Genomic DNA, 26,864 nt, shown 5'->3' on the forward strand with positions numbered 1-26,864 from the left:
GGCGAGGATCAGATATTTGAGATGGTTCGTCGTTATTTCCTGGAGGACGAATCCAAGAGCGATCTGGCGCGTCACTTCGGTATCAGCCGTTTTCAGGTCGCGCGACTGTTGAAGGAGGCCCGGGAAACGGGATTGGTCATGATCAGCATTCGCCATCCCGCGCAACTGTCACCGGAGATGGGCTTGGACGTGGCCGCGGCCTTGGGAATCGAACACGCCATCGTGGTGGACCGCATACCTGGCAGCGACCAATCCACCATCGAAGCCGTCGCCCACCGCCTTGCCATAGTGCTCGACGACGAGATCAAACCCGGCCAGACCGTCGGCATGACCTGGAGCCGTGTGATCGAGTCGATGGCACGCCAGATTCGCCAGTTGCCCACCTGCGAGGTCGTGCAGCTCGCCGGAGCCATCCACCTCACCGGCAACCGACTCGGATCGGTCGAGACCATCCGCATCATCGCAGAAGCCGCCAATGGCACGGCATACCCCATCTATGCCCCCCTGGTACTGCAGGAGGCCGAAACAGCGAGGGCGTTGGCGCGCCAACCCGATATCGCCCGCTCGTTGGCCCGAATCGAGGAGTTGGATATCGCGGTCGTATCAGTCGGTGCCTGGCGCCCCTCCGGCTCGGCGCTCTACAACATGCTGACAGCGAGCGAGGCCGAGGAGATAGCCGACAAAGGCGCCTGCGGCGAAATCAGTGGTCGACTCTTCGATCAGCATGGACAGGCCATAGAAAGCGAGCTGGACCGTCGCGTTCTCGGTATCTCAGTGGACCAATTACGCAGGGTTCCCCGGGTCATCGGTACCGGTGCCGGTGCTTATCGAGCCCAGGCAACGATCGCCGCTGCCAAGGCTGGGCTGTTCAATACCCTCATCGTCGACCGCAGTCTGGCCCAGGCCATTCTCGACCTTACCGGGTCGTTCACCGCCAACGCATGAGCAGCTCGATATATCGACTTGCAGCACTGGCCTATGCTTCAGCGGAACCTATCGGCGTGGCGCAACGGTGAAGACTCTTCGTCGAGTTTGGGTATACTCGGAATCCAACCAATGACGACAACAACCCTTTCTCCGCTTGGATTCATCGATGGCCCCAGCGCGCTTTTCCGCTTTCGAGCTTCTGCTGCTGAAAAGTCGTTACCCTCCGGATACCGCGGCCCTGCTGCTGTTGACGTGGGTCTACGTCAACAAGCGCGCCGTGCTTGCCGAGGACCGGCGCTATCTCGAAGTGCTGGCCAACGGCTATCGCCATTCCCGGGATCTCGACACGTTGCTGGCGATCGCCAGAGCCGACCTCAAGGCCATCCAACTGGCCGCCGAGGTGGTGTTACGCGAACGCGTCGATGAACAGTCGCATCCCTTCCTGCGGCGCGCGATCGGGCTGGCCACGAGCGAGGGCGATCTCAGCCCGCGCAATCACCACATCCTGCGCTTTCTCTCCGATCTTTCAGGCGTGACGCCGGCTGCTTTTGCACGGCTGTTCCGCGAGGTGGCCGGCCGCGCTCTGACGCCTCCCAGCGACCCCAGCCGACAGGCGTATTGGCAGCAGCAAGAGCAAGCCGAGCCGGCAACCGAGGCAGACACCGACACCACGGCTCCCTCCCCACGCAGGACTCAGCGTTGGCTAGGCTGGCGAGCCCGAATCCTGTCCGCGCATGCGCGGCGACGGGAGAATCGCCTTGAGCGTGACCGCCTGCGCCAGCAGGCACGTCAACGAGCGGAGCGGCGGCGCCAGGAAGAAGAACGCCTGCAACGGGCACGCCAGGCCGAGGCCCAGCGCCAGGAAGAGGAGCGCCAGGCCGACGCCCAGCGCCGGGAGCGAGCGCGTCAGGAAGAAGCCTCACGTCAAGAACAGCAGCGACGACAACGCCAGTGGCAGCAGGCGGCCGACATCCCCCAACCCCACTACCGAATCCGGCTGGCCTTGCAGGTCCTGGAACTCGACGAGCATGCCTCCTCGACCGATATCAAACGCGCCTACCGCCGCCTGGCACAGCGCCATCATCCCGATCGCTTCCACGGCCAGGGCGACTTGCGAATATCCCTGGCTTCGCAGCGTTTCCAGCGGATCAAGAACGCCTACGACCTGTTGATGCAACATGCGTGATCTCTATCGCCGACTCGGCATCGCCAAGGACGCAACGCCCAGAGCCATCGTCAGGGCTGCAGAACGCTGCAACAATCGGACGCTGAAGGCCGATGCGCTGAGCGCTCTCGGCGACGCGGCGCATCGCGAAGCCTATGACGACCTGCATGCACTGCTGGACGACCTCGGCAGGCTGCGGGCGGGTCTGGGCATGACCCATGCCCCCCACTGGCAAGGGGACACCGCCAACGATTTTTCCTCGTCCCCCGAACGCATCGTGATTCGCCAGGAACTGCTGACGCAACAGCTGCAGATCGCACTCAGCCGCCATCAGACGCGCTGGCGACGCTGGTCCTGGCTTGCCCTGGCCGTACTGATCGGATGGCTCGCCGCTTATGGCATCGGCCGCTGGCTGAGTTAGCACAACGCCGATCTGGCACTTCCGCTCGAACGTATGACGGACATCATCAGCGCAACGGCTCGAGTAGCGAACTCAAGCCGTTGTGATCGATCTCGTGCATCAACGCCAGCAGACGCCCGATCTCCCCGTCGGGAAAGCCTTCCCGGGCGAACCAGTTCAGGTATGGGCCAGGCAGGTCGGCGATCAGCCACCCCTCGTACTTGCCGAAAGGCATCTTGCGGGTGACCAGTCTGGTGAGGTCTTCAGGCTCCATTGCGTCTCCTTCGTCGATTCCCGGCCGCATTCTACAGGGTTCGATGACAGTCGCCGCCACCACCCCATGAGCCAGAGGCATACCGTCATTCCCAGCGGCCGCTTGCTCCACCGGACAGTAAAGGCGTTAGGTTATAGCGCCATAAGCACGGCGCCTCGACGCCTACGACAATCATAACGGGAGACGGGTATGCAGACTTCGCTGCGGCCACTGGTATTCTGGCCGACCTTTTTGATACTGCTGGTCGCGGTCATTGCCAGCTATGTCGACCTGGACGGGTTTCTGGCCACGGCCAGCGCGCTCAACGATGCGGTCCTAACCAATTTCTCATGGCTGTTCAGCCTGGGCAGTCTCTATCTGCTGGCCATGGCGGTGATCGTCTATTTCTCTCCGCTCGGGCGTATTCGCATCGGCGGCCGGGACGCCACGCCACTGCTGTCGCGCCTGCGCTGGTTCTCGATCACCTTGTGCACCACCCTCGCCGTGGGTGTGCTGTTCTGGACCACCGCCGAGCCGCTCTACCACTACATGGGCCCACCCGACTCCAGTGGCCTGGAGGCCGGTTCCAGCGACGCCATGCTGTTCGCCATGTCGACCATGTTCCTGCACTGGTCGTTCACGCCCTACGCGATCTACGCCGTGCCGGCGCTGATCTTTGCGCTGGCGTTCTACAATCTTCGACTGCGCTTCTCGATCTCGAGCATGCTGGAGCCGGTCTTCGGTCCCAGGATCAAGCGCTTCGGCGGCCTGATCGATGCGATCTCGCTCTACGCGCTGGTGGCCGGCATGGCATCCTCGCTGGGTACCGGCGCACTGACCCTGGCGGGGGGCGCGGGCCAGTATCTCGGCGGCGAGACCAGCCCGCTGCGACTCGGCGTGATCATCGCCATCATCGTGGTGACCTTCGTGATTTCAGCCGCCAGCGGCCTGCAGAAGGGCATCGCCCGGCTGTCGTCGTTGAATGCCGTGCTGCTGGCGATTCTCGGCGTCTTCATGTTCATCGTCGGCCCGACCGTCTTCTGCCTGGCCCTGGGCGTCGAATCGTTCGGCGTCTATCTCGACAACTTCTTCACCAAGAGCCTGTTCACCGGCGCCGCGGGCAACGACCCGTGGCCGCAGTGGTGGTCGATCTTCTACTGGGCGGTGTGGTTCGCCTGGGCACCGGTGGCGGCGCTGTTTCTGGGCAAGATCTCCCGCGGCTACACGGTGCGCGAGTTCCTGCGCGTCAATCTGCTCTATCCGGCACTGTTCGCCAGCGTCTGGATCCTGATCTTCTCCGGCACCGCGCTCTACTTCCAGGCTCATGCCGGCACGGGCGGTGCCGACCTCTATGCCGTGCTCAACGATCGTGGCGTCGAAAACGTGCTCTATGCGCTGTTCCGTCAGTTGCCATTCTCCCAGGTGTGGATACCGCTGCTGCTGTTCATCGCCTACATATCCTACGTCACCGCGGCGGACTCCCAGACCGACGCCATCGGCAACCTCTGCACCCGCGGCCTGACCGCCGATTCCGACCTCAATGCCGGTGTCCCGATGAAGGTGATCTGGGGCGTGATCGTCGGCGTGGTCTCCTGGATCATGGTCAGTTTCGTGGGAATCGACGGCATCAAGATGCTCTCCAACCTCGGCGGCCTCCCGGCGATGCTGATCGTGCTGCTGGCCACCGGCTCGCTGTGGGCCTGGCTCAAGCATCCCGAGCGACTCGACAGCGTACCGACATCTCCAACCCCTTCCACAGCCAAGGACAAGGCATGAAGATCAAGCAGGACTTTCCGCACCGCGTGCGCGAAATCGAGAACCAGTGGATCGTGCTGGCCGACGGTACCCGCCTGGCTGCCAGAATCTGGCTGCCGGAGGATGCCGAAACGACCCCGGTGCCGGCGATCCTCGAGTATCTGCCCTACCGCAAGCGGGACGGCACGGCGGTGCGTGACGAGCTGACCCACCCCTACTTCGCCGGCCACGGCTACGCCAGCGTGCGCGTCGACATGCGCGGCAACGGCGAATCGGACGGACTGATGGAGGATGAGTACGCGGCGCAGGAGCAGGCCGACGCGCTGGAAGTGATCGACTGGATCGCCGCACAGCCGTGGTGCAGCGGCAAGCTGGGCATGATGGGTATCTCCTGGGGGGGGTTCAACAGCCTGCAACTGGCCGCGCTCAGACCCGCCCCCCTCAAGGCGATCATCACGCTGTGCTCCACCGACGACCGCTACGCCGACGATATTCACTACAAGGGCGGCAATATGCTGCTCGAGAACCTCGGCTGGGCCGCCACCATGCTGAGCTTCTCCGCCGCCGTGCCCGATCCGCTGCTGGTCGGCGAACGCTGGCGAGAGATGTGGAAGCATCGTCTCGACAACATGCCGCTGCTGGCCGAGCCCTGGCTGCGCCACCAGCAGCGCGACGCCTATTGGCAGCATGGCTCGATCTGCGAGAACTACGGCGACATCGAAGCCGCGGTCTACATGATCAGCGGCTGGGGTGACTCCTACGTCAATACGATCCCGCGGATGATGGAGAATCTCTCCTGCCCGAAGAAGGCGCTGCTCGGGCCCTGGATGCACAAGTACCCCCACTTCGCGATTCCCGATCCGGCCATCGGCTTTCTGCAGGAGGCGCTGCGCTGGTGGGACTACTGGCTCAAGGGCATCGACACCGGAATCATGGACGAGCCACCCTGCACCTTCTATCTGCAGGATGGTGTCCCGCCGGCGCCCAAGTATCTGGAACGGCCGGGCGAGTGGGTACGCACCTCGAACTGGCCCGCGCCAACCGACGAGATCGAGACGACGATCCTGGCGCTGAGCGAGCGTGGCCTGAACCCCGACGGCGAATTGAGCGGCGATCGTCTGATCGCCTCGCCGTTGACGGCAGGCTCGCTGCAGGGCGAGTACATCCCGCTGTGGTTCGGCGCCGACTTTCCGCCGGATCAGCGTCGCGACGATGGCCTGTCGCTGACCTTCGACTCCGAACCCTACGCCGAGGGCCTGGATATCCTGGGCCAGCCGACGGTCACCGCGACGATCGCCAGCGCCGAAGCTTGCGGTCAGTTCCACGTGCGTCTGTGCGATGTCGCGCCGAGCGGCGAAAGCGCGCTGATCACCTACGGCACGCTCAACCTCAATCTTCGCGACGATGCAGGCAGGATCACTCCGCCGATTCCCGGCGAGCCGATGGACGTGAGGCTACCGCTGGACCTGATCGGCTACCGCCTGCCCAGGGGACACCGCCTGCGTCTGGCGCTCTCCAGCGCCAGTTTTCCGCTGATCTGGTCACCCCAAAAGCGTGCCGACCTGACGCTCAAGGCTGGCAACCCGACACTGGAACTGCCGCTATGCCGGGCCGAAACCATCCCGATGCCTTTCGAACCGCCGGAGAGCGCCACGCCGTGCCGGGTCGAGACGCTGCGCGCCGGTCAACCCAGGCGCACGATCCATGAAGATGTGGGCAGCGGCGAGGTGACCGTCACCATCGAGGACGACATGGGCGACATGCGCTTCGAGAGCCACGGCCTGCGTGTCGAGCAGCGCGCGAAAGAGGTCTATTCGAGCCACCCCACCGATGCCACCCGTACCCGTGCCGATATCGAATGGGTCTATCGTGCCAGCCGTGAGCAGGGCGAGGGTCGGTTCTCCGTGGAAGTGACCAGCCGCTATCACCTGCATTGCGACGAGACCACCTTCTACCTGAGTGCCGAGCAGCGTGCGTTCGAAGGTGAAACGTTGATCAGCGATAGATCATGGGAGCGGGAGATTCCGCGAACCGCCATCTGATCGTGCCTCTCGGGGCGTCGCACGACGCCCATGTTATGCTCCGCAGCCGTCATTCCACGGTTGCGGAAGCCTCCATGTCCACGCGCGATGCCCTGCCACCCCTCACCTGCCTGCGCGCTTTCGAAGCGGCCGCCCGTCATGGCAGCTTCACTCAGGCGGGGAGCGAACTCAGCCTGACCCAGAGCGCCGTCAGCCGGCAGATCAAACGGCTCGAGGAGGACCTGGGGCGCCCGTTGTTCGAGCGCCACTACGACGGCCTGCGCCTGACCCCGGCCGGCGAGCACTATTTCCGCGTGGTACAACGCCTGTTGCGTGAGCTCCGCGACGAGACCGCTCGCCTGCGGCGTCGCGGCGACGATCGTCAGTTGACGCTGGCGTCGAGCCCGACCATCGCCTCGATCTGGCTGGCCCGTCAACTGCCAGACTTCCAGCGCGCCCATCCCGATATCGAGATCCGCATTCTCACCGTCGAGGACCCTCACCGCCTCGACCTGGCCGAATTCGATCTCGGCATCTACTACCACGTGCCCCGGGAGGTCGACCCGCCGGGCCTCACCGCCGATGCCATCTTCGCCCAGGAAGACGTCGCCGCCGTCTGCAGCCCGATCTATCTCGAGCGTCACGGGGGCATCGCCGATCCGCGGGACCTGCTGAACCGACACACCTTGATGGTGGTCGAGGATCACTATCACGACTGGTTGACCTGGGAGCTCTGGTTTCAGGCGCTGGAACTCGACTGGCACCCCCCCCTCCATACCCTGCGCGCCAACAGTTTCCAGCTGCTGATGAACGCGACACTGGCCGGCCAGGGCGTCACGCTCGGCTGGACCCGCCTTCTCGCTGCCGAGATCGGCCAGGGCAATCTCGTTCACGCCCTCGCGCACAAGATCCCCAGTCGCGGCCGGCTCTCATTGCTGACGCCGCAGCACCGACATCTTACCGAACCGATGCGCGCGTTCCGGGAGTGGGTGCTGGGCTGAGCGTCACCCGCGGAGTCAGTCGACGATGAACAGCTGTCGGATCCACGACCTATCGATGACATGCAGATCTGCATAACGCTTGGCAGAACTTGGCGAAGACAGTACCCAACTACCGCCTTAGACTTTCGTTGCAATCAATAACAACATCAATGGCAACGAAGGTACTCTTATGCTCCCTACAGTTCGCGTAGTCCTGGCACAAGTGGCCCCCGTCTTTCTCGATCTCGAGCGGACCATCGACAAGGCCTGTCAAATCATCGAAGAAGCCGCAGGCCTCGGCGCCGACCTCATCGTCTTCCCCGAAACCTATCTTCCAGCCTTTCCGCTATGGTCGGCAATTCACGCCCCCATCGACAACCATGTCTTTTTCACGCGGCTGGTCAATAACAGTCTGACGATTGACAGCCAGTCAATGAGAAAAATTGCCTCTGCGGCAGAACGTCACGGAATCTTCGTGTCTATCGGTTTCAATGAATCCACACCCGCCAGCATCGGCTGCCTATGGAACAGCAATGCGATCTTCGATGACGCCGGGCGACTCATCAATCATCGAAGAAAGCTGGTGCCGACATTCTATGAAAAGCTTGTGTGGGCGCCTGGCGATGCAGAGGGCTTGGATGTAACGGAGACAAGACTCGGCAAGATCGGGGCCTTGATCTGTGGTGAGAACACTAATCCTCTGGCCCGTTACAGCCTCATCGCCGAGGGCGAGCAGCTACATATTTCCACCTATCCTCCCATCTGGCCGACTCACCGACCGGACGAAGATCGCAATTACGATCTCAAAGCCGCGATTCACATCCGCGCCGCGGCCCACGCTTTCGAAGGCAAGGTGTTCAATCTCGTCGTTGCCGGCGTCCTCGACCAACACACCATCGACGAAGTCAGCCGCGGCAATGACGACATGCGGCAGCAACTGGAAAGATATCCCAGTGGGGTGTCGATGGTACTCGACCCGAGTGGCCAGCCAGTCGCGATGTCAGAGGGCGAAGGGGAGCAACTCGTGCAGGCGACGATCGACCTCAACCTGTGCATCGAACCCAAGCAATTTCACGACGTCGCCGGCAGCTACAACCGCTTCGACCTGTTTCGTCTTCAGCTCGACAAACGTCCCCAGCGGCCACTGGAAACGCTGCTGACGGAACCCGAGCACGCGAATGTGGCGCCGACGGAGCCCCTACTCTCTCGCCATATCAGCACCTCCGATAACAAGAACCCTGGAGCCTCTTGATGAACAGTACCGAACACGACCACCTGACGAGCATCTCTCCCTGGATGGGGATCATTCCCCGCTCTCTGGCAGGAAGACTCTTTCTGCTATGGGCGACAGCCAACGTGACATTGACACTGATCCCCGTCTTCACGACGTGGCTGGATAACACGGAGATGGTTCTGAATACGGCCCCCACCACGATTTTCTATTCCTTCGTGGCGTTTTTCTCGAACTGTGTGCTAGGCGTGGCCTTTTACGTCACCCGCGCCATCCATTGGGCAAAGAGCGCCGAATAACCACAGGAGCAGCGGCATGACAATGACAACATTAGTCGCGATTATCGGCATCGCCTGTTACATGGCAATCACCTTGGCAGTAGCCTGGCTTGCCTCGCGCCGAAATCAGAAAAGCGATCCCGACGATTGGTTCATCATGGGGAGAGGTGCCAACCTGTTCTTCCTGGTGGGAACGCTCTTCGCCACCTGGTTCAGTACCTTCGCGTTTCTCGGTGGCCCTGGGACATTCTTCGGCAAAGGTGCCAACTGGCTGCTGTTCGGCTTTTTCAACTCCATGGGTCCCTTACTGATCATGTTCATAGGTACACGTATCTGGCGACTGGGAAAGGAGTACAACTTCATCACGCCGGCGGACCTTCTCAGCTGCTACTACGACGACAGTCGGCGAGTGCGCGTCATCACCGCAGTCATCTGCGTGTTGGCGCTATTTCCCTATGTCGCCATCCAGTTATCAGGAATAGCGATATCGGTGCAGAGCTTGACCGAGGGTTTTGTCAGCTACTCGACTGCCATCTTCGGCATTGCCGCTTGCGTTGCGATCTACGCCATCTTCGGCGGCAGCCGTGCGGTCGTGTGGACAGATGCCTTCCAAGGTTTCATCTTTGCCATGCTGCTGATCGGCACGGCGATTCTGGTCATCGTCTGGAGTGGTGGTTGGGAGAATGGCTGGAACAGCGCGATCGAAGCCCGTCCGGAGCAGTTTCTGATCGATCATGGCCAAGGCGGCAGCTATGTCACTCTCATGCTGCTATGGACCTTTGGCTGGATTCTGACGCCCCACCTCTGGCAGCGACTTTATATGGCCAACTCAGCCAAGACATTGGTCATGAGCTCCATGATTGCCTCGTTTCTCTCACTGATCGTCATCGTGATCTGCGGCGCGATCATCGGCTTCTTCGCACTCGGCATGCCACTCCAGTTGCCCACGGGCTTTACGCCTGATGCCCTGGTACCGGAGATCTATCGCCAATATCTGCCATTGATGGGCGCGGTCCTGGTGATTGCCGTATTCGCCGCCGGCATGTCGACGGTGGACAGCCAAGTGATTTCCGCCTCATCGATCTTCACACGGGACCTCTACTCGCCGCTCGTCGGACCGAGCGTGAGTCTCGAGCGCTCGATGTCGGTCGGCCGCTGGTTCGAACTGGCTTTTCTGATAGCCGTCGTTGCCTTTTCGCTGTCTCCCTCGGGACGACAGCTACTGGTGCCACTGGCTTCCATCGGCGTGGGTATCGCGCTGTGCTTTTTGATGCCGCTGATCGGTGCTCTATTCTGGCCGCGAGCGACGGAACCGGCGGCATTCTGGAGCATGTTGGCTGGTGGTAGTGTCATGTTGGCGCTACAGCTGGGACTGAAGCAGCACTTGCCCAACATCATCGGAGCACCACTGTGGGGATTTCTGGTCTCAGCGATTCTGTTCTACACGATATCCCTGCGCACCCCCGCCGTCTCGGCTCGCAAGCAGGCCATGTTCCACGGCTTTCTCGCCAGCCGCTTTCCGGAGACGATCAGCGCCGAAAGCCGCCGGGACGCTCCACACTCCGAAATAAAGACCATCTGATACGGCGGGACCCGTCACCAACCGAGGCACACAGACCGAGCATGCACGCCTGCCGACCATAAGTCGGCAGGCGTGTCACAAGCCAAATTGGGTATCTTCATGAAAACGACACTGTAGAAACTCGACGAGTGACTTGACCCGAGCCGAATAACGCAACTCACGATGAACATTCATCCAGACGTCCCGCATCACGTAGGCCGTCTCCGGCATCACCCTGAACAATCCGAAGCGCTCAGCGTTGGCAAATGAAGGCAGCATCACCAATCCGATACCCTTCGTGGCCAGAAACATCTGCGCTAACATGCTCGATGAAACACAGATCAAGTGAGGGTCCGGTACGAGATCCTGAAGCCAGCGTACCGCATCGATCTGGATCTGATCCTCCACATATCCGATATAGCTGTGCCCGGATAATTGACCGAGATTCCGTGGCAGACCATGGCGCTCTGCGTAGACCGGTGCCGCGTATAGGTAGAGTGCAAAGCGCCCTATGCGCTCCGCATCCATCCCCCGCCCTAGAGACTCGAAGAATCCGATGAAGATATCGGCTTCCCGCTGGTTGACATGGATTCTCTGTGAGGAGGTCACCAACTCGAGCAGGATTTCCGGGTGCAGCCGCTGAAATTCCGGCAATACGTCAGTGAGATAAAGAGAGGCAATGCCCTCCATGGTACCTAAACGGACACTCTGTCGCTGTTCTGCACCGGGGGCAAATAACTCATCCTTGAGTTTGAAAAACCCGGTCTCCATGGCTTCCGTCGACTTCAGAAATCGCTTTCCAAATTCACTCAGCGTCAGTCCAGATCGCGCACGGTCAAACAAACTCAAACCAAGCTCATACTCCAACTGCGCGATATGACGACTGACCGTCGACTGATCGATGTGCAATGACTTGGCAGCGCGGCTCAAGTTACCGGCCCTGGCGACATGCAGAAATATCCGCACATCATCCCAGCTGACACGCTCCAATGAGGAAACGGTGAATTCTGGCAAGCGCTTCTCCCGAATTATCGTGTCTGGTGCATTGAGAAATACCGCCGCCGATCATGGCATGATTCGCTCGAGTCCTGGCCGTGACTGCTGGGCAGAGCTTCACCCGCGGTGTCAGTCGACGATGAACAGCTTGGCGCCGCTCTCGGTCGAGGAGCGGTGCGGTTCGGCCTGATCGGCAACCTGGTAGCTCTGTCCCGGCAGTAGTCGAAAGACTCGGCCGTCCTCCAGTTCGGTGACGAGCTCACCTTCGAGACACAACAGCACATGGCCCTTGGAACACCAGTGATCCGCCAGGTAACCCGGCGTGTATTCGACCATTCGCACGCGGACAGCCCCGAATTGCCGGGTTCTCCAGAGCGCCCTGCCGGTCTCGCCAGCGTGTTCGGTCGGCGTGATCGTCGACCAGTCCGTCGTAGCGAAAGGTATGTCGTCGAGCTGCATGGGCTCTGCTCTCTCCTGGAAAGGAATTGAACGAAGAAAGGGGATCGAACCGGGGACATTGCCACAGCAAAGCCAGGTCGTCTTGCGAATTGCGGCGCCTATCCATGCCTGCTCCGGTTTTCAAGCACGCCTTCGGGAGAGACAATCAGCCCATCAGACTACACGAACTTACACTGAGAAACGGATGCGACATCAAAGCGTCAAGCACCTGGCCCGGCTGTTGCTGGAGCCTTGCGACCCCGCCAAGGGGCAGACTCCCTCGGCTACCGTGACCGCCGACTACCGAGCGCTCACCCGGGGAGAGCGCGGTCACGTCGATCTGTTGGTAACGCGCACCCGCCGTATCGTCGGATTGCGCTCTCATCGACGCCTGCCGTGCTTCATGCGGCCCTTCATTGCCCTGCGCTGGGGCTGCTTCAACGCCTTCGGCGCCGAGTTCGCCCCGCTGGCCTGGTTGACCCGCGCATTCATTCGCGACGTGCCGACCTCCCATCGGCAGGAGATCAACGAGGCCGACGCCAGCATTCCGCCGGAATCGCCAACGCCGGGGCTCACGGCGCCAATCGCGCCCTCCACCTGAATCGCTCCATGTCCTGGCGCCTGAACGCAAAAAACCGGCAACGCTGACGCTGCCGGTTTTCATCCATTCATTCCGCAGATAGCCGATCAGGCGCGGTGCCCGGCGCCCGCCTTGTGCGACGAATTCGGCCCTTGCACGCGGTCTCGCGCCTCGGGCGGGGACTTGTCGCTGCTGCACAGGCGCAGCGCAACGAACAACCCGAAAGCGACGAAGCCGACGACAATACAACCCAGACTGAATAGACTCATTGCGCACCCCACGTATCGAAATCGTTGTCTACCGGGCTGGACCGCAATGCTCCGAATTCGAGGTTTTAGAGATTCGGTGTCCACTGTCCGGTTTTTCGACGCCGCTCTCGCACGATCGACGTCACTTTTTGGTCATGTCTTCTTGGTTCGGAGCGAGCTGCCCTGTCCGTATCGGTCACGCCGGCAGCGTACTTCGAGGATACTCAGTGAATTTACAATCGGATTCAAAAAAAATCAATTGATACTTTCTGATTACCTAATAATACAAATTATAAATTAACCAATGCCGATCAGCCATTAGCGATTGGTGGGTCAGACCAATGGCTATGGGGCCGCGACGGACAGCCCACGACGCTAGCCGACGGCAGCCGTGACCGCGCCGATGAAGGCAGCTCGAAACGCAGCCCACTCGCCGGGACACCGCGCCGGGAACGCCGAACCGCAGCACCGTTTACCGCCATCCGCAAATGCGCCTGGCCGGCAAGCGGTTCAAGCGCGCGCTCCGGCGGCGCTGTCGGATGCCAAGCAAGGAGCACTCAACTTCGCGCCGGTGATGATGTCCTCGTGCCCCATCGCTACCCGCGGCGACCGAAAGCCTGTCGTGGAGTCAGACTTCTTCCGATAAGCGAAGCGCCGCCTAGCGCGGCATGACTCTCACATCGGACAGATTCTCCAGCGGCTGCGGACGATCGATCAGGTAGCCCTGGGCAAAGTCGATGCCTAGCCGCGACAACTGCGCCATGACCTCCGGTGTTTCGACGAATTCAGCGATCGTCTTCAGGCCCACGGTGTGTCCCACCGTATTGATCGCTTCCACCATGGCCCGATTGATGGGGTCGGTATCGATATCCTTGATGAAGGCGCCATCGATCTTCAGGTAATCCACCGGCAGCTGTTTCAGGTAGGCGAACGAAGAGAGGCCGGCGCCGAAATCGTCCAGTGCGAACCGACAGCCCCACCGCTTGAGACGATGGATCAACCGTGTCACCGTGGATAGCTGGGAGATCGCCGCGCTCTCGGTAATCTCGAAGCAGAGCGTGCCGGCCGGCAGCGCCGCCTGCTTCACCCACAGCGCCAGCTCCTTGCAGAAGCGCTCGTCGGAGAGCGATGCACCGGACAGGTTCATCGACCAGGTGTCGATGCCAGCGCTCGCCTTGTGACGATAGCGATCCGACAGCCACGCCAATGTGTTGCGTACCACCCAGCGATCGATCCGCACGATCAGGTTGTAACGCTCGGCCGAGGGCATGAAACTACCCGGAGCGTATAACCTGCCGTTCTCCTCCAGTCGCACCAGGATCTCGTGATGGTGGATGTCGCCGGGATTGGCCACCGAGGCGATCGATTGCGCGTAAAGCCGGAGGCGATCCTGGTCCAGCGCCGCCTGCAGGCGCGGCACCCACTGCAATTCGCCATGACGATCGAGCAACTGGCGATCGTCCGGCTGGTAGACATGAACGCGGTTGCGCCCCGCCTCCTTGGCGGCATAGCAGGCGGCGTCGGCAGTACTCAGCGCCTCGCTCAGGACGACCGAGCGGCCCACGTCCAGCGCGACCAGACCGATGCTGGCGCCCAGCGCAAACGTCCGCCCTTCCCAACTGAAACGGAAATCGTCGATCGCCTCACGAATACCCTCGGCAACGCGAAGCGCATCATCCAGATCGCACTCGAAGAACACGATGCCGAACTCGTCGCCACCCAATCGCGCCAGCAGGTCCATATCCCGAATCTGGGCACGCAGCAGCATCGACAGCTGACGCAGCAGCTCATCCCCCGCCCTGTGGCCGCAGGTGTCGTTGACGATCTTGAACTGGTCGAGATCCAGATAGCAGAGCACATGGAAACCTCGCGCATCGAGTAGCGCCGCCTGCAGTCGTCGCTCGAATTCACGCCGATTGACCAGCCCGGTCAGCGCATCGTGACTGGCCTGATGGTTGAGCTTACGGGTCAGCTCTCGGGTCAGCGTCTTGTCCTGGAAGACGACGACTGCGCCCACCGTGTAGCCGCCGCGACTGCGAATCGGGGCGGCGGAGTCCTGGACCGGCCAGCGACTGCCGTCACGTGCGACCAGCAGGCGCGTCTCGAGACTGGCGATCGCCTTGCCACTGGCGAGCACCTGGCGGGCGGTATTGTCGATAGGATTGTTCGACGCCTCGTCGATGAGGCTGTAGATCTGGCCCACCGGCAGTTGCCGGGCGGCCTCCAGCGTCCACCCGGTCAAACGCTCCGCCTCGGCGTTGAGGAAGGTGACCAGGCCACTGTGATCGGTGGTGATCACGCCATCACCGATCGACGCCAGCGTGACCAGGGCGAGTTCCCGCTCGCGGCTCAGTTGCTCCTCGATTCGCTTGCGCTCGGTGATGTCACGCACCATACCGGCGAATTCCGCCTCCGAACCGGACGCTCCCTCGCTGACCTGGATTTCCAATGACCGTGGACCCGCTGCCGTGAGGACGCGTAGCTCGCGTCGCTGGCCGGGAGCCGGAATCCGGCAGCGAATCAAGGCCTCGACGGGAGTCCCCATCACCGTCTCGGCGCTGACACCGAACAGCGCCTCCGCGCCTGGATTGATCGCGGTAAGAACACCATCGCTTCGCCAGGTCAGCATGCCGTCGCGCAGGTTGCGCATGATCACCTGGGTACGCGTCATCGCTCGCTCCAGCGCCGCCGACACCCGGTTGTAGCTGGCCGCGATCTGGCCGACCTCGGTGAACGGGTCGGCCGCGACCCGCGCGCCGATCTCGCCATGCTCCTCGTGCTGACGCATGGCGTCGAGAAACTCGAACAGCTCGGTGCGGGCACCGTGCTCCGCCATGTTCAGCCCCATCTCCTCAGCCTCGGCCGAGACTCGCAGCGGCAGCCACCGCCCCAGGATACCGAACAGCAGCCAGCTCACCAGAAACGCCCAGAGCCCGCACACCACCACGCCCAAAAGCTGCACGCCACACTGCGCGGCCCAACCCAGGCCGGTACCAAGGCGATCGGCGTCGCCAAACAGCCCCACGGCCAACGTACCCCAGATACCGGGAGCCAGGTGGGCAGGGATGGCGCCGACGGCATCGTCGATACGCCATCGCAGCAACCATTCGCTCATCAGCACCATCAGCACCCCACCCACGGCCCCCGTCATCACCGCCGCATCGACCGAGAGATCATGGGCGCCCGCGGTGATCGCGACCAACCCGGCGATCGCACCGTTCAGGGCATAGAGCACCTCGGCGAAACCGCGCAGTTTCCAGCCCAGCAGCAAGGCCGACATGACGCCGGAGACCGCCGCGATCACGGTGTTGATCAGGACACCCGGCACGCTGGCATCGAACGCCAGCGTGCTGCCGCCGTTGAATCCGAACCAGCCGATGAACAGCACCAGCACGCCCAGCATGGCGAGCGGCAGATCGCCCGCCGGCATCAGCTTGGTGGCTTGCCCGGAAACGAAGCGCCCACGTCTTGGCCCAATCCGCAATACGGCGGCCAGCGCCACCCAACCGCCGACGCTGTGGACCACGGTGGAGCCAGCGAAATCGACGAAGCCGAGCGCGGCCAGCCAGCCCGGCTCACCGGTGTAGCCACCGCCCCAGGCCCAATGGCCGAAAACCGGGTAGATCAGTCCACTGACGATCAGGGTGATGAGCAGATAGGACTGGAACGGCATGCGCTCCGCAACCGCACCGGAGACGATGGTCGCCGCGGTGGCGCAGAACATGACCTGGAAGAGAAAGTAGACCGCCAGCCAGTAGGTGCCCTCTCCCTCGAACTCGGGAAAGAAGAACGTCGTACCAAACCAGCCGCCCTGGCTGCTGCCGAACATGATGCCGAAACCGACGCACCAGAACACCAGCATCGCCACCGCGAAATCGCAGACGTTCTTCATCGCCACGTTGATGGCGTTCTTGCTGCGCGTGACGCCAGCTTCCAGGCAAAGAAACCCGGCCTGCATCATGAATACCAGTATGGCGCCAAGGGTGACCCACAGCGCATCGACCGCCGCCACCGATTCGCTCATCGTAACGCTCCTGGTCCGCATTCTTGTTGTTGTTGGTCATATGACATTGTTCATCAGAAGCGTTATCGGCCGCCAGGGGCGCGACTGTATCTCGCTCTTCGGGGATCGCACACGGTATCTCGATTCTACTGGGCGTCCGGCTCGCCGGGGGCCGTTACCGACTCCCGGGTCGTCTCGCCACGCGCAGTCACCGGCGTTTGCTCCATCACCACGCTCATGCGCGGCATTGCCAGATCCAGCCCGTCCTGGTCGAAGCGCTGCTTCAGGCGCAGGTTGAAGGCGCGGGCCACGTCCCACTGCATGATCGGCGCGGTGCGCATCCGCACGCGCAGAATCGCCGCCCCGGCATCGAAGCTCTCGATACCCTGAACCTCCAGTGCCGACCAGATGTGGTGGCGCATCATCGGGTCGCTGCGCAGGTCGTCGGCGATCTCGCGCACGATCTCGATCGCATCATCGATCTTCATGTGATGGGCGATCCGAATCCGCAGCAGCGCAATACCGAACTCACGGGAGTAGTTCTGGATCCCCTGAATCTGACTGAACGGGATGATGTGCACGATGCCATCGAGATCCCGCAGCTTGACGGTGCGAATGCTCAACGCCTCGACCGTACCGCTGTGCGTTCCCAGATTGACGAAATCGTCGATCGCCAGCGAGTCCTCGATCAGGATGAACAGGCCGGTGATCAGATCCTGGACCAGCGTCTGCGCCCCGAAGCCGACCGCCAGGCCGATGACACCGGCACCCGCCAGCAGCGGCGTCACGTTTACGCCCAGATTGGCCAGTGCGATGATCAGCGCGATCACTGCGATGGTCACGAACACGGTATTGCGCAGCAATGGCGTGATGGTCTGGGCGCGGGCACTGGCGTTGACCCGTCGGCCGTGGCGACGGCTACTGCGCAGTAGCGCATGCTTGATCGCGGTATCCGCCAGAATCCATACCAGCCACGCCAGCAGGAACGTTGCACCCAGCCCGAGCACGCCCTTGACGATCTGCTGCCCGATGCCGGCGGAGGCGCCCACCGCCCATAGCGACGAGCCCCAGACCCGCATCGCCAGCTCGGCGAAGACCATCCAACTGGCCAGATGTGCCAAGGTGAAGCCGAAGCGCGCCAGGCGTGCAGCGTATTCCGAGGAGGGGCTCTCACGAACGTTGGCGCCTCGCCGATGTATCAGGCCGGTGACCACCAGGGTCGCGATCATGAGCCCAGCCGTCACCACCGCCCGGAAGAACGCGCTGCGAGAATCCTCGGCCGACATGATCATCGCGATCAGCGATACCGCCACCATGACCAGAATGGGGATGTGCCAGACTCGGCTGAATGCCCGAATCAGTTCGGTGGTCGCGCGACGCTGCTGACGTTGAGAATAGGGACGATTGCGAATCAAATGCCGTATGGGTCGCCGGAACACCAGAACGAAAGCCCCCAGCAGCGATGCCGCCAACACATTGGCGATCAGCGACAGGAAGGTCGTGACCCCTTCGCCCAGCGGCTTGACCAGCGCCTCGGCATTGGCCGCATCACCCAGCGCGACCAGCGCTCCCAGCGCAAACAGCCAGCGGGCTCCGCGCCGACGCAGGATGCGTAGCGCGGTGTGGCGATGCCCGCTGCCGAAAAGCGAGAACACGATTTCGCAAATCGCGGAGAAGACCGCGCCGCAAAGCGTGGCGTAAGCCGCGACCATGGCCAATGTCAGGCCGACCGTGCCGGTCGTGACCTGATGTACGGTCATCAGCGCGGCAACGAAGCCGATTGCCAGAGGCACCACGCGCCGCACGATATGGCGAATGAGCGTCCAGGTCGTCGGCTCCGCCGGCAGATGCCACGTCAGCCCCAACTGGCGGATGCCCCAACGCCAGAGCGTTGCCACGAGCAACGTCACGCCGACCCAGAGTGCGGTGACCCAAGCCAGTTCGAAAAAGACTCTTGGCCAATGCCGTTGTTCGCTGACCAGCGTCGAGAGATCGTCCCCGGCCTGGTCGGCGCGGCTCGACCAGTAGCGGATCGGATTGTCGAGCCCGTCGGTTTCCAGGGAAGAGAACGACTGGGCGAGGGCGCCCAGCAATCCTTCCGACCTCCCCTCCTGCCTGGCATCCGCTGCCGTGGCGTCACGCAGCTGCTTGAGCTGCTCCAGCAGCGACTGGCGCTGGTCGCTGTCCTCGAGCGTGGTGATGATCTGATCGAGCGAGGTACTCAGCTCCTGCGGGGTAGGGGCGGCTGCCGACTGAGCACCGCTGCTTTGCTTACCGCCCATCAGCGAGGTCAAGGACTGCGCCGATACTGGCGGGCTGACCAGCAATGTCAGGACCAACCCCAAGATCCATCCCAGCTTTCTCAATCCCGTCACGTTGACTCCTATCCGCATCAATATCGAGCCGTCGAGGGCTTGTCGCCAGACATCATGCTATCCACGCGAGGCCAGAACAACGCTTCGACTCTTTGGTCCAAAGGTCGAAGCTGCTCTATCTTCAATGGAGACGTTGCCTCGACGGGCGCGCTCGGCACGGAGGTCTGATCGGCCTCAGCCGCCAGACGCCGCTGTCATCGATTCCGCCATCATTTTCCACACCTCGCTCGGAACGCTTACGCAGGGCCAGCGAAATCAAGCAAGGAGAGAGAAATGCGCCTTTCAGGCAAGGTCGCCCTGGTGACCGGCAGCACCCAGGGCATTGGTCGCGCCATTGCCGAGCGTCTCGCCCTGGCCGGCGCCGATGTCGTCGTCAGCGGTAGCCGCCCCTCGGAGCGCGCCGAGGAGACCGCACGCAGGGTCCGCGCCCATGGCAGGCGGGCTGCGATCGTGACCGGAGACATCGGCGATGTCGATACCAATCGCCGCTTGATCGCGGAGAGCGTCGAGGCACTGGGCCGCCTGGACATCCTGGTCAACAATGCCGGACTCGAAATAGATTCGCCCTTCCTCGACGTCGATGAAGCCGACTACGACAAGGTCATGCGCACCAATCTCAAGGGCGTCTTCTTCACCACCCAGGCCTTCGTCCGCCATCTGCGCGACGAAGGCCGCGGCGGGCGCGTGATCAATATGAGTTCGGTCCATGAGGATCTGCCCTTTCCAGGCTTCACCAGCTACTGCATGAGCAAGGGCGGCATGCGCATGCTGACCCGCAACCTGGCCATCGAACTGGCGCCGCTGGGCATCACTGTCAACAGTGTGGCGCCCGGCGCCATCAAGACCCCGATGAATTCGGCGCTCGAAGAGGATCCGGAGAAACTGCGCCATCTTCTCGGTAACATTCCACTCAACCGTCTGGGCAGGCCCGAGGACGTGGCGGGCGTGGTCGAATTTCTGGCATCCGACGATGCCGCCTACATGACTGGCGCATCACTACCAGTGGATGGCGGGCTACTGTGGCAATATGAAGAATAACCAGGGGGCCATGTCGTCTCCGGTACGCTCCACGTTATGCAGGGAAACCGACATGCTCGACAGCTTTCAGATGTCATCCGGGAGCGCCTGCTCGATCGACGACGCGGCGGTCACCCCCCACGACCGCTTCGGCGAGCTGTTCGAGGCGGTCGCGCTGGCGCATATCTTCGAGGACTCCAAGACCTTCGCCGACTCGATTCCGAGACAGCCGCCCGCGGAGATCATGGAAGCCTACGAACAGCAGCGACGGCAGGTGGGATTCGATCTCGCCGTCTTCGTCTCCGATCACTTCTACAGCGACATGGTTCCGGGCAGGGGCTACGAAGCCCGCCCCGAGCACGACCTGATCGAACATATCGACAACCTGTGGCCGGTGCTGACCCGCAATTCGCGCCAGCACCCGCGCTGGTCCTCGCTGCTCGCGCTGTGCCACGACTACGTGGTGCCCGGCGGGCGGTTTCGCGAGTACTACTACTGGGACTCCTACTTCACCATGCTGGGGCTCGCCGCCAGCGGCGAGAACCACTTGATGTGCGCGGTCACCGATAACTGCGCCGATCTGATCATGCGCTACGGTCATATGCCCAACGGCAACCGTACCTACTATCTCAGCCGGTCCCAGCTACCGCTGTTCTCGATGATGGTCGAACTGACCGAGCGCCAGGGTCTGCGCAAGGCGGTCGACTACCTCCCCCAACTGGAGCGCGAGTACGCTTTCTGGATGGATGGAGAGGAGATCCTGGCCCCGGGAGAGAGCCATCGTCGCTGCGTGCGCCTAGACGACGAGTGTCGGCTGAATCGGCACTGGGACGATCGCGCCACGCCTCGTGAGGAATCGTTCCGCGAGGACGTCGAGATATCCCGGCGCGCGGCACGCCCGGCGGAGGCGCTGTTCCGGGATCTTCGCGCCGGCGCGGAGAGCGGATGGGATTTCAGCGGGCGATGGCTGGAGGATGTGACGGATCTCAGCACCATTCGTACGACTCACTTCATCACGCCGGAACTCAACGCGCTGCTGTTCCATCTCGAGCAGACACTCTGTCGCCTCCATACCGCCACGGGTGACGATGCCAGGGCCGGAGAATTCCGCCGCCGCTCGCTGCGCCGGCAAGCGGCAATGGACAAGTATCTCTGGAGCGATACCCGAGGCGCGTATTACGACTACGATTTCGTGCGGGGCCAGAGCAGCGTCCACCTGACGGCCGCCTGCGTCGCTCCGCTGTTCGTCGGCGCGGCCTCCGACGCCCAGGCCGAGCGTGTCGCCAACATCATCGCCAACCGACTCGTGACACCGGGCGGTCTCGCCACCACGGAGATCACCGATAGCCAGCAGCAGTGGGATCATCCCAATGGCTGGGCACCGCTGCAGTGGATGGCGATCGAGGGACTACGGCGTTACGGCTTCACCGAACTCGCCGATACCATCGCCGATCGCTGGCTCGCCCTGGTCGAGGAGCTCTACCGCCGCGAGAGCAAGCTGGTGGAAAAGTACGTGCTCTACCCTGGCGCGGATTTCGCCACCGGCGGCGAATACCCGCTTCAGGACGGCTTCGGCTGGACCAACGGCGTCACCCGGGCACTAATCGCCCAGCGCGAAGGGCATCAGTAGTATCACTCCCAGCGGCGGTAGCGTCAGCACCAGCGACTGACGCTCGCCGTGGGCGGCGACCGCCTCGGTCTGCAAACCGCCACCGTTACCTTCGTTGCTGCCGCCGTAACATGCCGCGTCGGAGTTGAAGCGCTCCTGCCAGCTCCCGGCGGAAGGCACCCCGATGCGATAGCCGCCGAGCCGTTGCGGCGTCATGTTCGCCACCGCCAGTGCTTCGCGACCGTGGCGATCCCGCCGCCACCAGGCGAAGACACTGTTGTGGCTGTCGTCGCCGATGACCCATTGAAAGCCATCCGCCTCGCAATCCAGTGCATGAAGCGCCGGATGCGAGCGGTAGAGCGCATTGAGATCGCCCACCAAGTGCCGAATGCCGGCGTTGGGCGCTTCCTGCAACAGCCACCAGTCGAGTTCGCGGTCATGGCTCCACTCCCGCCCCTGGGCGAATTCGCAGCCCATGAACAGCAGTTTCTTGCCGGGGTGCAACCACATGAAGCTAAGGTAAGCCCTGAGGTTGGCAAATCGCTGCCAGTCATCGCCGGGCATCTTGTCCAGCAGCGACCCCTTGCCGTGCACCACCTCGTCATGCGAAATCGGCAGCATGAAGCGTTCGTTGAAGGCGTAGATCAGGCCAAACGTCAATTGATCGTGATGATAGCGACGATAAAGGGGATCGTGGCTCATGTAGCTCAGGCTGTCGTGCATCCAGCCCATGTTCCACTTGTAGCTGAAACCCAGGCCATGCTGCTCGACCGGCGCGGTGACACCGGGCCAGGCCGTCGACTCCTCGGCGATGACGATCGCGCCAGGCACCTCGTCCTGGACGACCTGGTTGAGATGCTGGAGGAAGGCTACCGCCTCGAGGTTCTCCTGTCCGCCGAGATGGTTGGGAATCCACTCCCCCTCGCGGCGGGAGTAGTTGCGATAGATCATCGAGGCGACCGCATCGACCCGCAGGCCGTCGATATGGAAGTCGCGCAACCAGTGCAACGCCGAGGCCAGCATGAAGCCGTGGACCTCGCGCCGCCCCAGATTGTAGATGTAGGTGTTCCAATCCTGGTGATAGCCCTCGAAAGGATGGGCATATTCGTAGAGTGCGGTGCCGTCGAAACGCGCCAGGCCGTGAGGATCGGAGGGGAAATGGCCGGGAACCCAATCGAGGATCACGCCAATCCCCGCCATGTGGCAGGCATCGATGAACGCCGCGAATTCCTGCGGCGACCCGAAGCGTCCACTGGGCGCGAACAGCGATAGCGGCTGATACCCCCACGAGCCACCGAAGGGATACTCCATGATCGGCATCAGCTCGACATGGGTGAATCCCATCTCGAGCACGTATGGGATCAGCGATTCGGTCAGGTCCCGCCAGCCATAGATTCTGCCCTCGTCGCCGCCATGCTTGCGCCAGGAACCGGCGTGCACCTCATAGATCGAGATCGGTGCCGAGGGGGCATGGCGTCCAGGTCTTTCGGCCATCCAGGTCTGATCATGCCAGGCAAACGGCGACGCGTCGGCCACCACCGACGCCGTCAGGGGCGGCGGCTCGGTGGAGAGCGCAACCGGATCGGCCTTGAGCAGACGCTCGCCATTGATGTCGATCAAGGCATACTTGTAGCGCTCACCGGCCCCGATCCCAGGGATGAATATCTCCCACACGCCCGAGGGATAACGGCAGCGCATCCCGTGACGACGCGAGTCCCAGCCGTTGAAGTCACCGACCACCGCCACCCGCTGCGCGTTGGGCGCCCATACCGCGAAACGTACGCCCTCGATGCCTTCGACCGTCATCGCGCGGGCCCCGAGGCATTCACCCAGGCGCCGATGGCTCCCCTCGCCAATCAGGTAGAGATCGGTGTCGCCCAGCAACAGCGGGAAGGCGTAAGGATCAGCGACGGTCTGCTCCCCGTCAGGCCACCGGATATGCAGCCGATAGGCACAAGGCTTTGCCATTTTCCCGACGAAAAATCCTTCGATGGCGCCGAGTGTACACTCCCCCAGTAAGCGATCACTGTCGCGCTCCACCAGCGATACCGACAGCGCACCCGGCAGGTAGGCACTGACTTCCAGCTCGCCGCCGGCCGTGACATGAGGTCCCAGTACGGCGAAAGGGTTGGCGTGCGTCGCATGCGCGAGCGATTCCAGATCCGCCACGCCGAGGCGAGAGGCGCTCACCCCCGCCAAGCTGGACGAGGGTGCGACGGGAAGATCGGCATCGTTCTCACCGACCGTGCCGCGAGCGTGAGTCGATGTCATGAGCCACCTGCCGGCCGTAAAATATCGAGAGAGCGATCAATCATCCGATGCCTCCTCTTCGATCAGTTCGAACAGCGAGAGACTACGCGACTTGACCCGGTAGCCACTCTCCATGGGACAGCGAACGTCCCCGGCGGCTGGATCGAAGGTTTCGACGCGTCTCAGCCACTCGCTCCCCCCCGGGACGTCCGGCAGCACGAAATCGACATCCTGGTCGGAGGCATTGAGTGCCAGAAATACCGTAACGTCGGACCCGAAGCGGCAGATACCCGTAGGTTGGGCATGCCCGTTGAGGACGACGCCAATCGCCTTGGCCTCCTCGTCGTGCCAATGGTCCACCGTCATCTCCTCCGCGCCCGGGGTGAGCCACGCGACGTCCTTGATGCCCAGGTTTTCATCCAGCTTGCCGGTCATGAAACGCCCGCGTTCCAGAATGGGATACTGGCGCCGCAGCCGGATCAGTTGGCGAGTGAACGCCAGCAGACCACGGCCCTCGTCGGACAGGTTCCAGTCGACCCAGCCGATGTTCCCATCCTGACAGTAGGCGTTGTTGTTACCGCCCTGCGTGCGGCCGAACTCGTCCCCGGCCAGCAACATCGGCGTGCCCTGGGACAGCATCAGCGTGGCGAGCAGGTTGCGCATCTGGCGCATGCGCAGTTCGCGGATGCCGGCATCGTCGGTCTCCCCCTCGACGCCATGGTTCCAGGAAACGTTATCGTCATGGCCATCCTTGTTGTCTTCGCCATTGGCCTCGTTGTGCTTGTTGTTGTAGCTCACCAGGTCACGGAGCGTGAATCCGTCGTGGGCGGTAATGAAGTTGATCGACGAGAACGCCTTGCGCCCGCGGTGGTTGAACAGATCGGCCGAGGCGGTCAGGCGGTTGGCAAAGGCAGGCAGTCGACCCTCGTCTCCCCGCCAGAACGCCCTCATGTCGTCGCGAAAACGGTCGTTCCATTCCGCCCAACCGGGCGGGAACTTGCCGACCTGATAGCCCCCCGGACCGCAGTCCCAGGGTTCGGCGATCAGTTTGCACTGGGACAGCAGCGGATCCTGGCGACAGGAGTCGAGGAACCCGCCGCCCTCGTCGAAGCCATCGGCCTCGCGCCCGAGAATCGTGGCCAGGTCGAAACGGAAGCCGTCGACACGCATCTCGTCGGCCCAGTAGCGCAGCGAGTCCGTCACCATCTGCAGGACCCGGGGATGGGAGAGGTTCAACGTGTTGCCGGTGCCGGTGTCGTTGATGTAGAAGCGCGGCTCTTCCGGCATCAGGCGATAGTAGGAAGCGTTGTCGATGCCCTTGAACGACAGCGTCGGCCCCATCTCGTTACCTTCCGCCGTGTGGTTGTAGACCACGTCCAGCAGCACCTCGATGCCGGCAGCGTGGTAGCGCGCCACCATCTGCTTGAACTCGCTGACGGTCTCGGTCGACATGTAGTTCGGGTGCGGCACGAAAAACGCCAGGGTGTTGTAGCCCCAGTAGTTGTGCAGGCCCTTCTCCTGCAGGTGCCGGTCGTCGGCAAAGGCGTGAATCGGCATCAATTCGAGCGAGGAGACGCCCAGATCGACGAGATAGTCGATCACTTCCGGCACGGCTAGCCCCGAGAACGTACCACGCAGCGCTTCCGGTACCGACGGGTGGCGCATGGTATAACCGCGAACATGCGTCTCGTAGATGACGGTGTCGCTCCACGGCACCCGGATCTCGGTGGATCGCCCCCAGGTGAACGCGGGATCGATGACGCGACAGCGAGGCATGAACGGCGCACTGTCACGCTCGTCGAAGCTGAGATCGCCATCCTCGTGGCCGATGGTGTAGCCATAGAGGGCATCGTCCCAGATCAACTCGCCGACCAGTTGCTTGGCATAGGGGTCGATCAGCAGCTTGTGATGATTGAAACGATGGCCGGATTCCGGATCATAGGGGCCGTGTACCCGATAGCCATAGAGCTGGCCTGGACGGGCATCCGGCAGGTAGCCGTGCCAGATCTCGTCGGTGTACTCCGGCAGCACGACCCGCTCCAGCTCTTCCTGTCCGGATTCATCGAAGAGGCAGAGCTCGACTCGAGTCGCATTGGCCGAAAACAGCGAGAAGTTGACGCCGAGCCCATCCCATGTCGCCCCTAACGGGTAGGGAAGCCCCTCCCGAATCCGAGACTGCATGGTTCCTGCCTCCTGAACGACCTGCCCCATCGTTCCATCCCGTCCCCATCGCATATCGGTCATCGACTACCCTCCGGGCGAGCCAGGTTCATCCCTGTCACCCTGTCATACCCAGTGTGGGTCGGTTATTCGCTCTTGTCGTCGTTCGTCCCGCGGGGCTTGCGCGGCTTGGCGGCCGTTTTCCTGCTGCTGCCCTCGGTGGCCTTGGCCGGCCCCCGTTTGCGCGCCGGCGAGGCGCTCTCGTCGCCGCTCGCCGCCTTGCGCCGCAGTGGAGCCCGGGGTCGGGGCTGACTCGGCGGTGCCTCGATTCCGGTATCCTCTTCCTTGCGCGCCTCGGTCTCTGGATCGTCCAGCGGCAGACGCGGCTCGTCTATACCCAGTTCGTCAGGCTCGGCGGGCGGATCCTCGCCCTCCAGCGGCGAGGGCTCGTCGGACACCGCACGCCACTCCTGCTCTTCCTCACGGGCGTTCTCGGCTTCGACGATACGTTCGGCCATTTCCCAGTGGCGCGCCTCCTGACCGTCGGGCCGTCCCTCCGACTCCCATATGCGATAAGCCAGCATCCGTATACGTTGTTCACGACCGGTCATCATGAT

General features: G+C 62.5%; 21 protein-coding genes. 12 read left to right on the forward strand and 9 right to left on the reverse strand.

The features are described 5' to 3' along the window. Positions 1-21 precede the first annotated feature (21 nt). From DOM54_RS08235 to DOM54_RS08245, 3 genes are all read left to right on the forward strand, one after another. Complete coding sequence (locus tag DOM54_RS08235; RefSeq protein ID WP_162619795.1) at positions 22-945, forward strand: sugar-binding transcriptional regulator; 924 nt, start codon at positions 22-24, stop codon at positions 943-945. Between the two features lie 148 nt (positions 946-1,093). Further along, complete coding sequence (locus DOM54_RS08240) at positions 1,094-2,113, forward strand: J domain-containing protein (RefSeq protein ID WP_110715887.1); 1,020 nt, start codon at positions 1,094-1,096, stop codon at positions 2,111-2,113. Beyond that, positions 2,106-2,513, forward strand: coding sequence for a hypothetical protein (locus tag DOM54_RS08245; protein ID WP_110715888.1), 408 nt, complete (start codon positions 2,106-2,108; stop codon positions 2,511-2,513). Before DOM54_RS08240 ends, DOM54_RS08245 begins: the two co-directional genes overlap by 8 nt. Before the next feature lie 46 nt (positions 2,514-2,559). Here DOM54_RS08245 and DOM54_RS08250 read toward each other — a convergent pair whose 3' ends face one another. Next, positions 2,560-2,766 (reverse strand): DUF3820 family protein, encoded by a 207-nt coding sequence (locus DOM54_RS08250; RefSeq protein ID WP_110601171.1) that lies wholly within the window; start codon positions 2,764-2,766, stop codon positions 2,560-2,562. Between the two features lie 189 nt (positions 2,767-2,955). Here DOM54_RS08250 and DOM54_RS08255 point away from each other — a divergent pair, with 189 nt between their 5' ends. The 6 genes from DOM54_RS08255 to DOM54_RS08280 all read left to right on the forward strand — a co-directional run bounded on the left by DOM54_RS08255 (position 2,956) and on the right by DOM54_RS08280 (position 10,592). Next, positions 2,956-4,521, forward strand: a complete 1,566-nt coding sequence (locus tag DOM54_RS08255) for a BCCT family transporter (protein WP_110715889.1) — start codon at positions 2,956-2,958, stop codon at positions 4,519-4,521. Then, positions 4,518-6,542 carry a CocE/NonD family hydrolase gene (locus DOM54_RS08260; RefSeq protein ID WP_110715890.1) on the forward strand — a complete coding sequence of 675 codons (2,025 nt, stop codon included), beginning with the start codon at positions 4,518-4,520 and terminating at the stop codon, positions 6,540-6,542. Before DOM54_RS08255 ends, DOM54_RS08260 begins: the two co-directional genes overlap by 4 nt. Before the next feature lie 74 nt (positions 6,543-6,616). Next, positions 6,617-7,522: a LysR substrate-binding domain-containing protein gene (locus tag DOM54_RS08265; RefSeq protein ID WP_110715891.1), complete on the forward strand. Its 906-nt coding sequence runs from the start codon at positions 6,617-6,619 to the stop codon at positions 7,520-7,522. A gap of 169 nt (positions 7,523-7,691) precedes the next feature. Beyond that, the gene (locus DOM54_RS08270; protein WP_110715892.1) at positions 7,692-8,753 is read left to right on the forward strand and encodes a carbon-nitrogen hydrolase family protein; all 1,062 of its coding nucleotides are present in this window, start codon (positions 7,692-7,694) and stop codon (positions 8,751-8,753) included. Then, positions 8,753-9,031: a hypothetical protein gene (locus DOM54_RS08275; RefSeq protein WP_110715893.1), complete on the forward strand. Its 279-nt coding sequence runs from the start codon at positions 8,753-8,755 to the stop codon at positions 9,029-9,031. Before DOM54_RS08270 ends, DOM54_RS08275 begins: the two co-directional genes overlap by 1 nt. A 22-nt stretch (positions 9,032-9,053) precedes the next feature. Further along, complete coding sequence (locus DOM54_RS08280; RefSeq protein ID WP_162619796.1) at positions 9,054-10,592, forward strand: sodium:solute symporter family protein; 1,539 nt, start codon at positions 9,054-9,056, stop codon at positions 10,590-10,592. 75 nt (positions 10,593-10,667) lie between these two features. Here the strand turns inward: DOM54_RS08280 and DOM54_RS08285 are convergent, their stop codons facing one another. Both DOM54_RS08285 and DOM54_RS08290 read right to left on the reverse strand, forming a co-directional pair. Further along, positions 10,668-11,585, reverse strand: coding sequence for a LysR family transcriptional regulator (locus tag DOM54_RS08285; RefSeq protein WP_206019056.1), 918 nt, complete (start codon positions 11,583-11,585; stop codon positions 10,668-10,670). 111 nt (positions 11,586-11,696) lie between these two features. After that, positions 11,697-12,026, reverse strand: coding sequence for a DHCW motif cupin fold protein (locus DOM54_RS08290; RefSeq protein ID WP_110715895.1), 330 nt, complete (start codon positions 12,024-12,026; stop codon positions 11,697-11,699). A 184-nt stretch (positions 12,027-12,210) separates the two neighbouring features. On the opposite strand from DOM54_RS08290, the gene DOM54_RS08295 reads away from it, so the two are divergent. Beyond that, positions 12,211-12,606: a hypothetical protein gene (locus tag DOM54_RS08295; RefSeq protein WP_110715896.1), complete on the forward strand. Its 396-nt coding sequence runs from the start codon at positions 12,211-12,213 to the stop codon at positions 12,604-12,606. Between the two features lie 86 nt (positions 12,607-12,692). Here the strand turns inward: DOM54_RS08295 and DOM54_RS19990 are convergent, their stop codons facing one another. The 3 genes from DOM54_RS19990 to DOM54_RS08305 all read right to left on the reverse strand — a co-directional run bounded on the left by DOM54_RS19990 (position 12,693) and on the right by DOM54_RS08305 (position 19,211). Beyond that, positions 12,693-12,854 carry a hypothetical protein gene (locus DOM54_RS19990; RefSeq protein WP_162619797.1) on the reverse strand — a complete coding sequence of 54 codons (162 nt, stop codon included), beginning with the start codon at positions 12,852-12,854 and terminating at the stop codon, positions 12,693-12,695. 637 nt (positions 12,855-13,491) lie between these two features. After that, on the reverse strand, positions 13,492-16,857 hold the full coding sequence (gene amt, locus DOM54_RS08300) for an ammonium transporter (protein ID WP_110715897.1): 3,366 nt from the start codon (positions 16,855-16,857) through the stop codon (positions 13,492-13,494). A gap of 125 nt (positions 16,858-16,982) precedes the next feature. Next, the gene (locus DOM54_RS08305) at positions 16,983-19,211 is read right to left on the reverse strand and encodes a mechanosensitive ion channel domain-containing protein (RefSeq protein ID WP_240613817.1); all 2,229 of its coding nucleotides are present in this window, start codon (positions 19,209-19,211) and stop codon (positions 16,983-16,985) included. A gap of 273 nt (positions 19,212-19,484) precedes the next feature. Here DOM54_RS08305 and DOM54_RS08310 point away from each other — a divergent pair, with 273 nt between their 5' ends. Both DOM54_RS08310 and treF read left to right on the forward strand, forming a co-directional pair. Then, positions 19,485-20,249, forward strand: coding sequence for an SDR family NAD(P)-dependent oxidoreductase (locus tag DOM54_RS08310; protein ID WP_110715899.1), 765 nt, complete (start codon positions 19,485-19,487; stop codon positions 20,247-20,249). Positions 20,250-20,301: 52 nt separating this feature from the next. Further along, positions 20,302-21,858: an alpha,alpha-trehalase TreF gene (gene treF / locus DOM54_RS08315; protein WP_240613818.1), complete on the forward strand. Its 1,557-nt coding sequence runs from the start codon at positions 20,302-20,304 to the stop codon at positions 21,856-21,858. On the opposite strand, the gene glgB is transcribed toward treF, so the two are convergent. The 3 genes from glgB to DOM54_RS08330 form a co-directional block, all read right to left on the reverse strand. Then, the gene (gene glgB / locus DOM54_RS08320) at positions 21,829-24,108 is read right to left on the reverse strand and encodes a 1,4-alpha-glucan branching protein GlgB (RefSeq protein ID WP_110715901.1); all 2,280 of its coding nucleotides are present in this window, start codon (positions 24,106-24,108) and stop codon (positions 21,829-21,831) included. The two genes, treF and glgB, sit on opposite strands and share 30 nt — an antisense overlap. Positions 24,109-24,144: 36 nt before the next feature. Next, on the reverse strand, positions 24,145-26,268 hold the full coding sequence (gene glgX / locus DOM54_RS08325; RefSeq protein WP_240613819.1) for a glycogen debranching protein GlgX: 2,124 nt from the start codon (positions 26,266-26,268) through the stop codon (positions 24,145-24,147). Between the two features lie 125 nt (positions 26,269-26,393). Next, positions 26,394-26,861, reverse strand: a complete 468-nt coding sequence (locus DOM54_RS08330) for a DUF2934 domain-containing protein (protein WP_240613820.1) — start codon at positions 26,859-26,861, stop codon at positions 26,394-26,396. Positions 26,862-26,864: the final 3 nt, after the last annotated feature.

The sequence above is a fragment of the Salinicola acroporae genome (genome assembly GCF_003206615.1).
Classification (GTDB): domain Bacteria; phylum Pseudomonadota; class Gammaproteobacteria; order Pseudomonadales; family Halomonadaceae; genus Salinicola; species Salinicola acroporae.

Excerpts from the sequence above, each read along its gene's own strand:
- glgX (WP_240613819.1), bottom strand. The coding sequence starts at position 26,268 with ATGCAGTCTCGGATTCGGGAGGGGCTTCCCTACCCGTTAGGGGCGACA.
- DOM54_RS08310 (WP_110715899.1), top strand. The coding sequence starts at position 19,485 with ATGCGCCTTTCAGGCAAGGTCGCCCTGGTGACCGGCAGCACCCAGGGC.
- DOM54_RS19990 (WP_162619797.1), bottom strand. The coding sequence starts at position 12,854 with ATGAGTCTATTCAGTCTGGGTTGTATTGTCGTCGGCTTCGTCGCTTTC.
- glgB (WP_110715901.1), bottom strand. The coding sequence starts at position 24,108 with ATGACATCGACTCACGCTCGCGGCACGGTCGGTGAGAACGATGCCGAT.
- amt (WP_110715897.1), bottom strand. The coding sequence starts at position 16,857 with ATGAGCGAATCGGTGGCGGCGGTCGATGCGCTGTGGGTCACCCTTGGC.
- DOM54_RS08330 (WP_240613820.1), bottom strand. The coding sequence starts at position 26,861 with ATGATGACCGGTCGTGAACAACGTATACGGATGCTGGCTTATCGCATA.
- DOM54_RS08270 (WP_110715892.1), top strand. The coding sequence starts at position 7,692 with ATGCTCCCTACAGTTCGCGTAGTCCTGGCACAAGTGGCCCCCGTCTTT.
- DOM54_RS08265 (WP_110715891.1), top strand. The coding sequence starts at position 6,617 with ATGTCCACGCGCGATGCCCTGCCACCCCTCACCTGCCTGCGCGCTTTC.
- DOM54_RS08280 (WP_162619796.1), top strand. The coding sequence starts at position 9,054 with ATGACAACATTAGTCGCGATTATCGGCATCGCCTGTTACATGGCAATC.
- DOM54_RS08295 (WP_110715896.1), top strand. The coding sequence starts at position 12,211 with ATGCGACATCAAAGCGTCAAGCACCTGGCCCGGCTGTTGCTGGAGCCT.
- DOM54_RS08250 (WP_110601171.1), bottom strand. The coding sequence starts at position 2,766 with ATGGAGCCTGAAGACCTCACCAGACTGGTCACCCGCAAGATGCCTTTC.
- DOM54_RS08290 (WP_110715895.1), bottom strand. The coding sequence starts at position 12,026 with ATGCAGCTCGACGACATACCTTTCGCTACGACGGACTGGTCGACGATC.
- DOM54_RS08245 (WP_110715888.1), top strand. The coding sequence starts at position 2,106 with ATGCGTGATCTCTATCGCCGACTCGGCATCGCCAAGGACGCAACGCCC.
- DOM54_RS08235 (WP_162619795.1), top strand. The coding sequence starts at position 22 with ATGGTTCGTCGTTATTTCCTGGAGGACGAATCCAAGAGCGATCTGGCG.
- treF (WP_240613818.1), top strand. The coding sequence starts at position 20,302 with ATGCTCGACAGCTTTCAGATGTCATCCGGGAGCGCCTGCTCGATCGAC.
- DOM54_RS08275 (WP_110715893.1), top strand. The coding sequence starts at position 8,753 with ATGAACAGTACCGAACACGACCACCTGACGAGCATCTCTCCCTGGATG.
- DOM54_RS08260 (WP_110715890.1), top strand. The coding sequence starts at position 4,518 with ATGAAGATCAAGCAGGACTTTCCGCACCGCGTGCGCGAAATCGAGAAC.
- DOM54_RS08240 (WP_110715887.1), top strand. The coding sequence starts at position 1,094 with ATGGCCCCAGCGCGCTTTTCCGCTTTCGAGCTTCTGCTGCTGAAAAGT.
- DOM54_RS08255 (WP_110715889.1), top strand. The coding sequence starts at position 2,956 with ATGCAGACTTCGCTGCGGCCACTGGTATTCTGGCCGACCTTTTTGATA.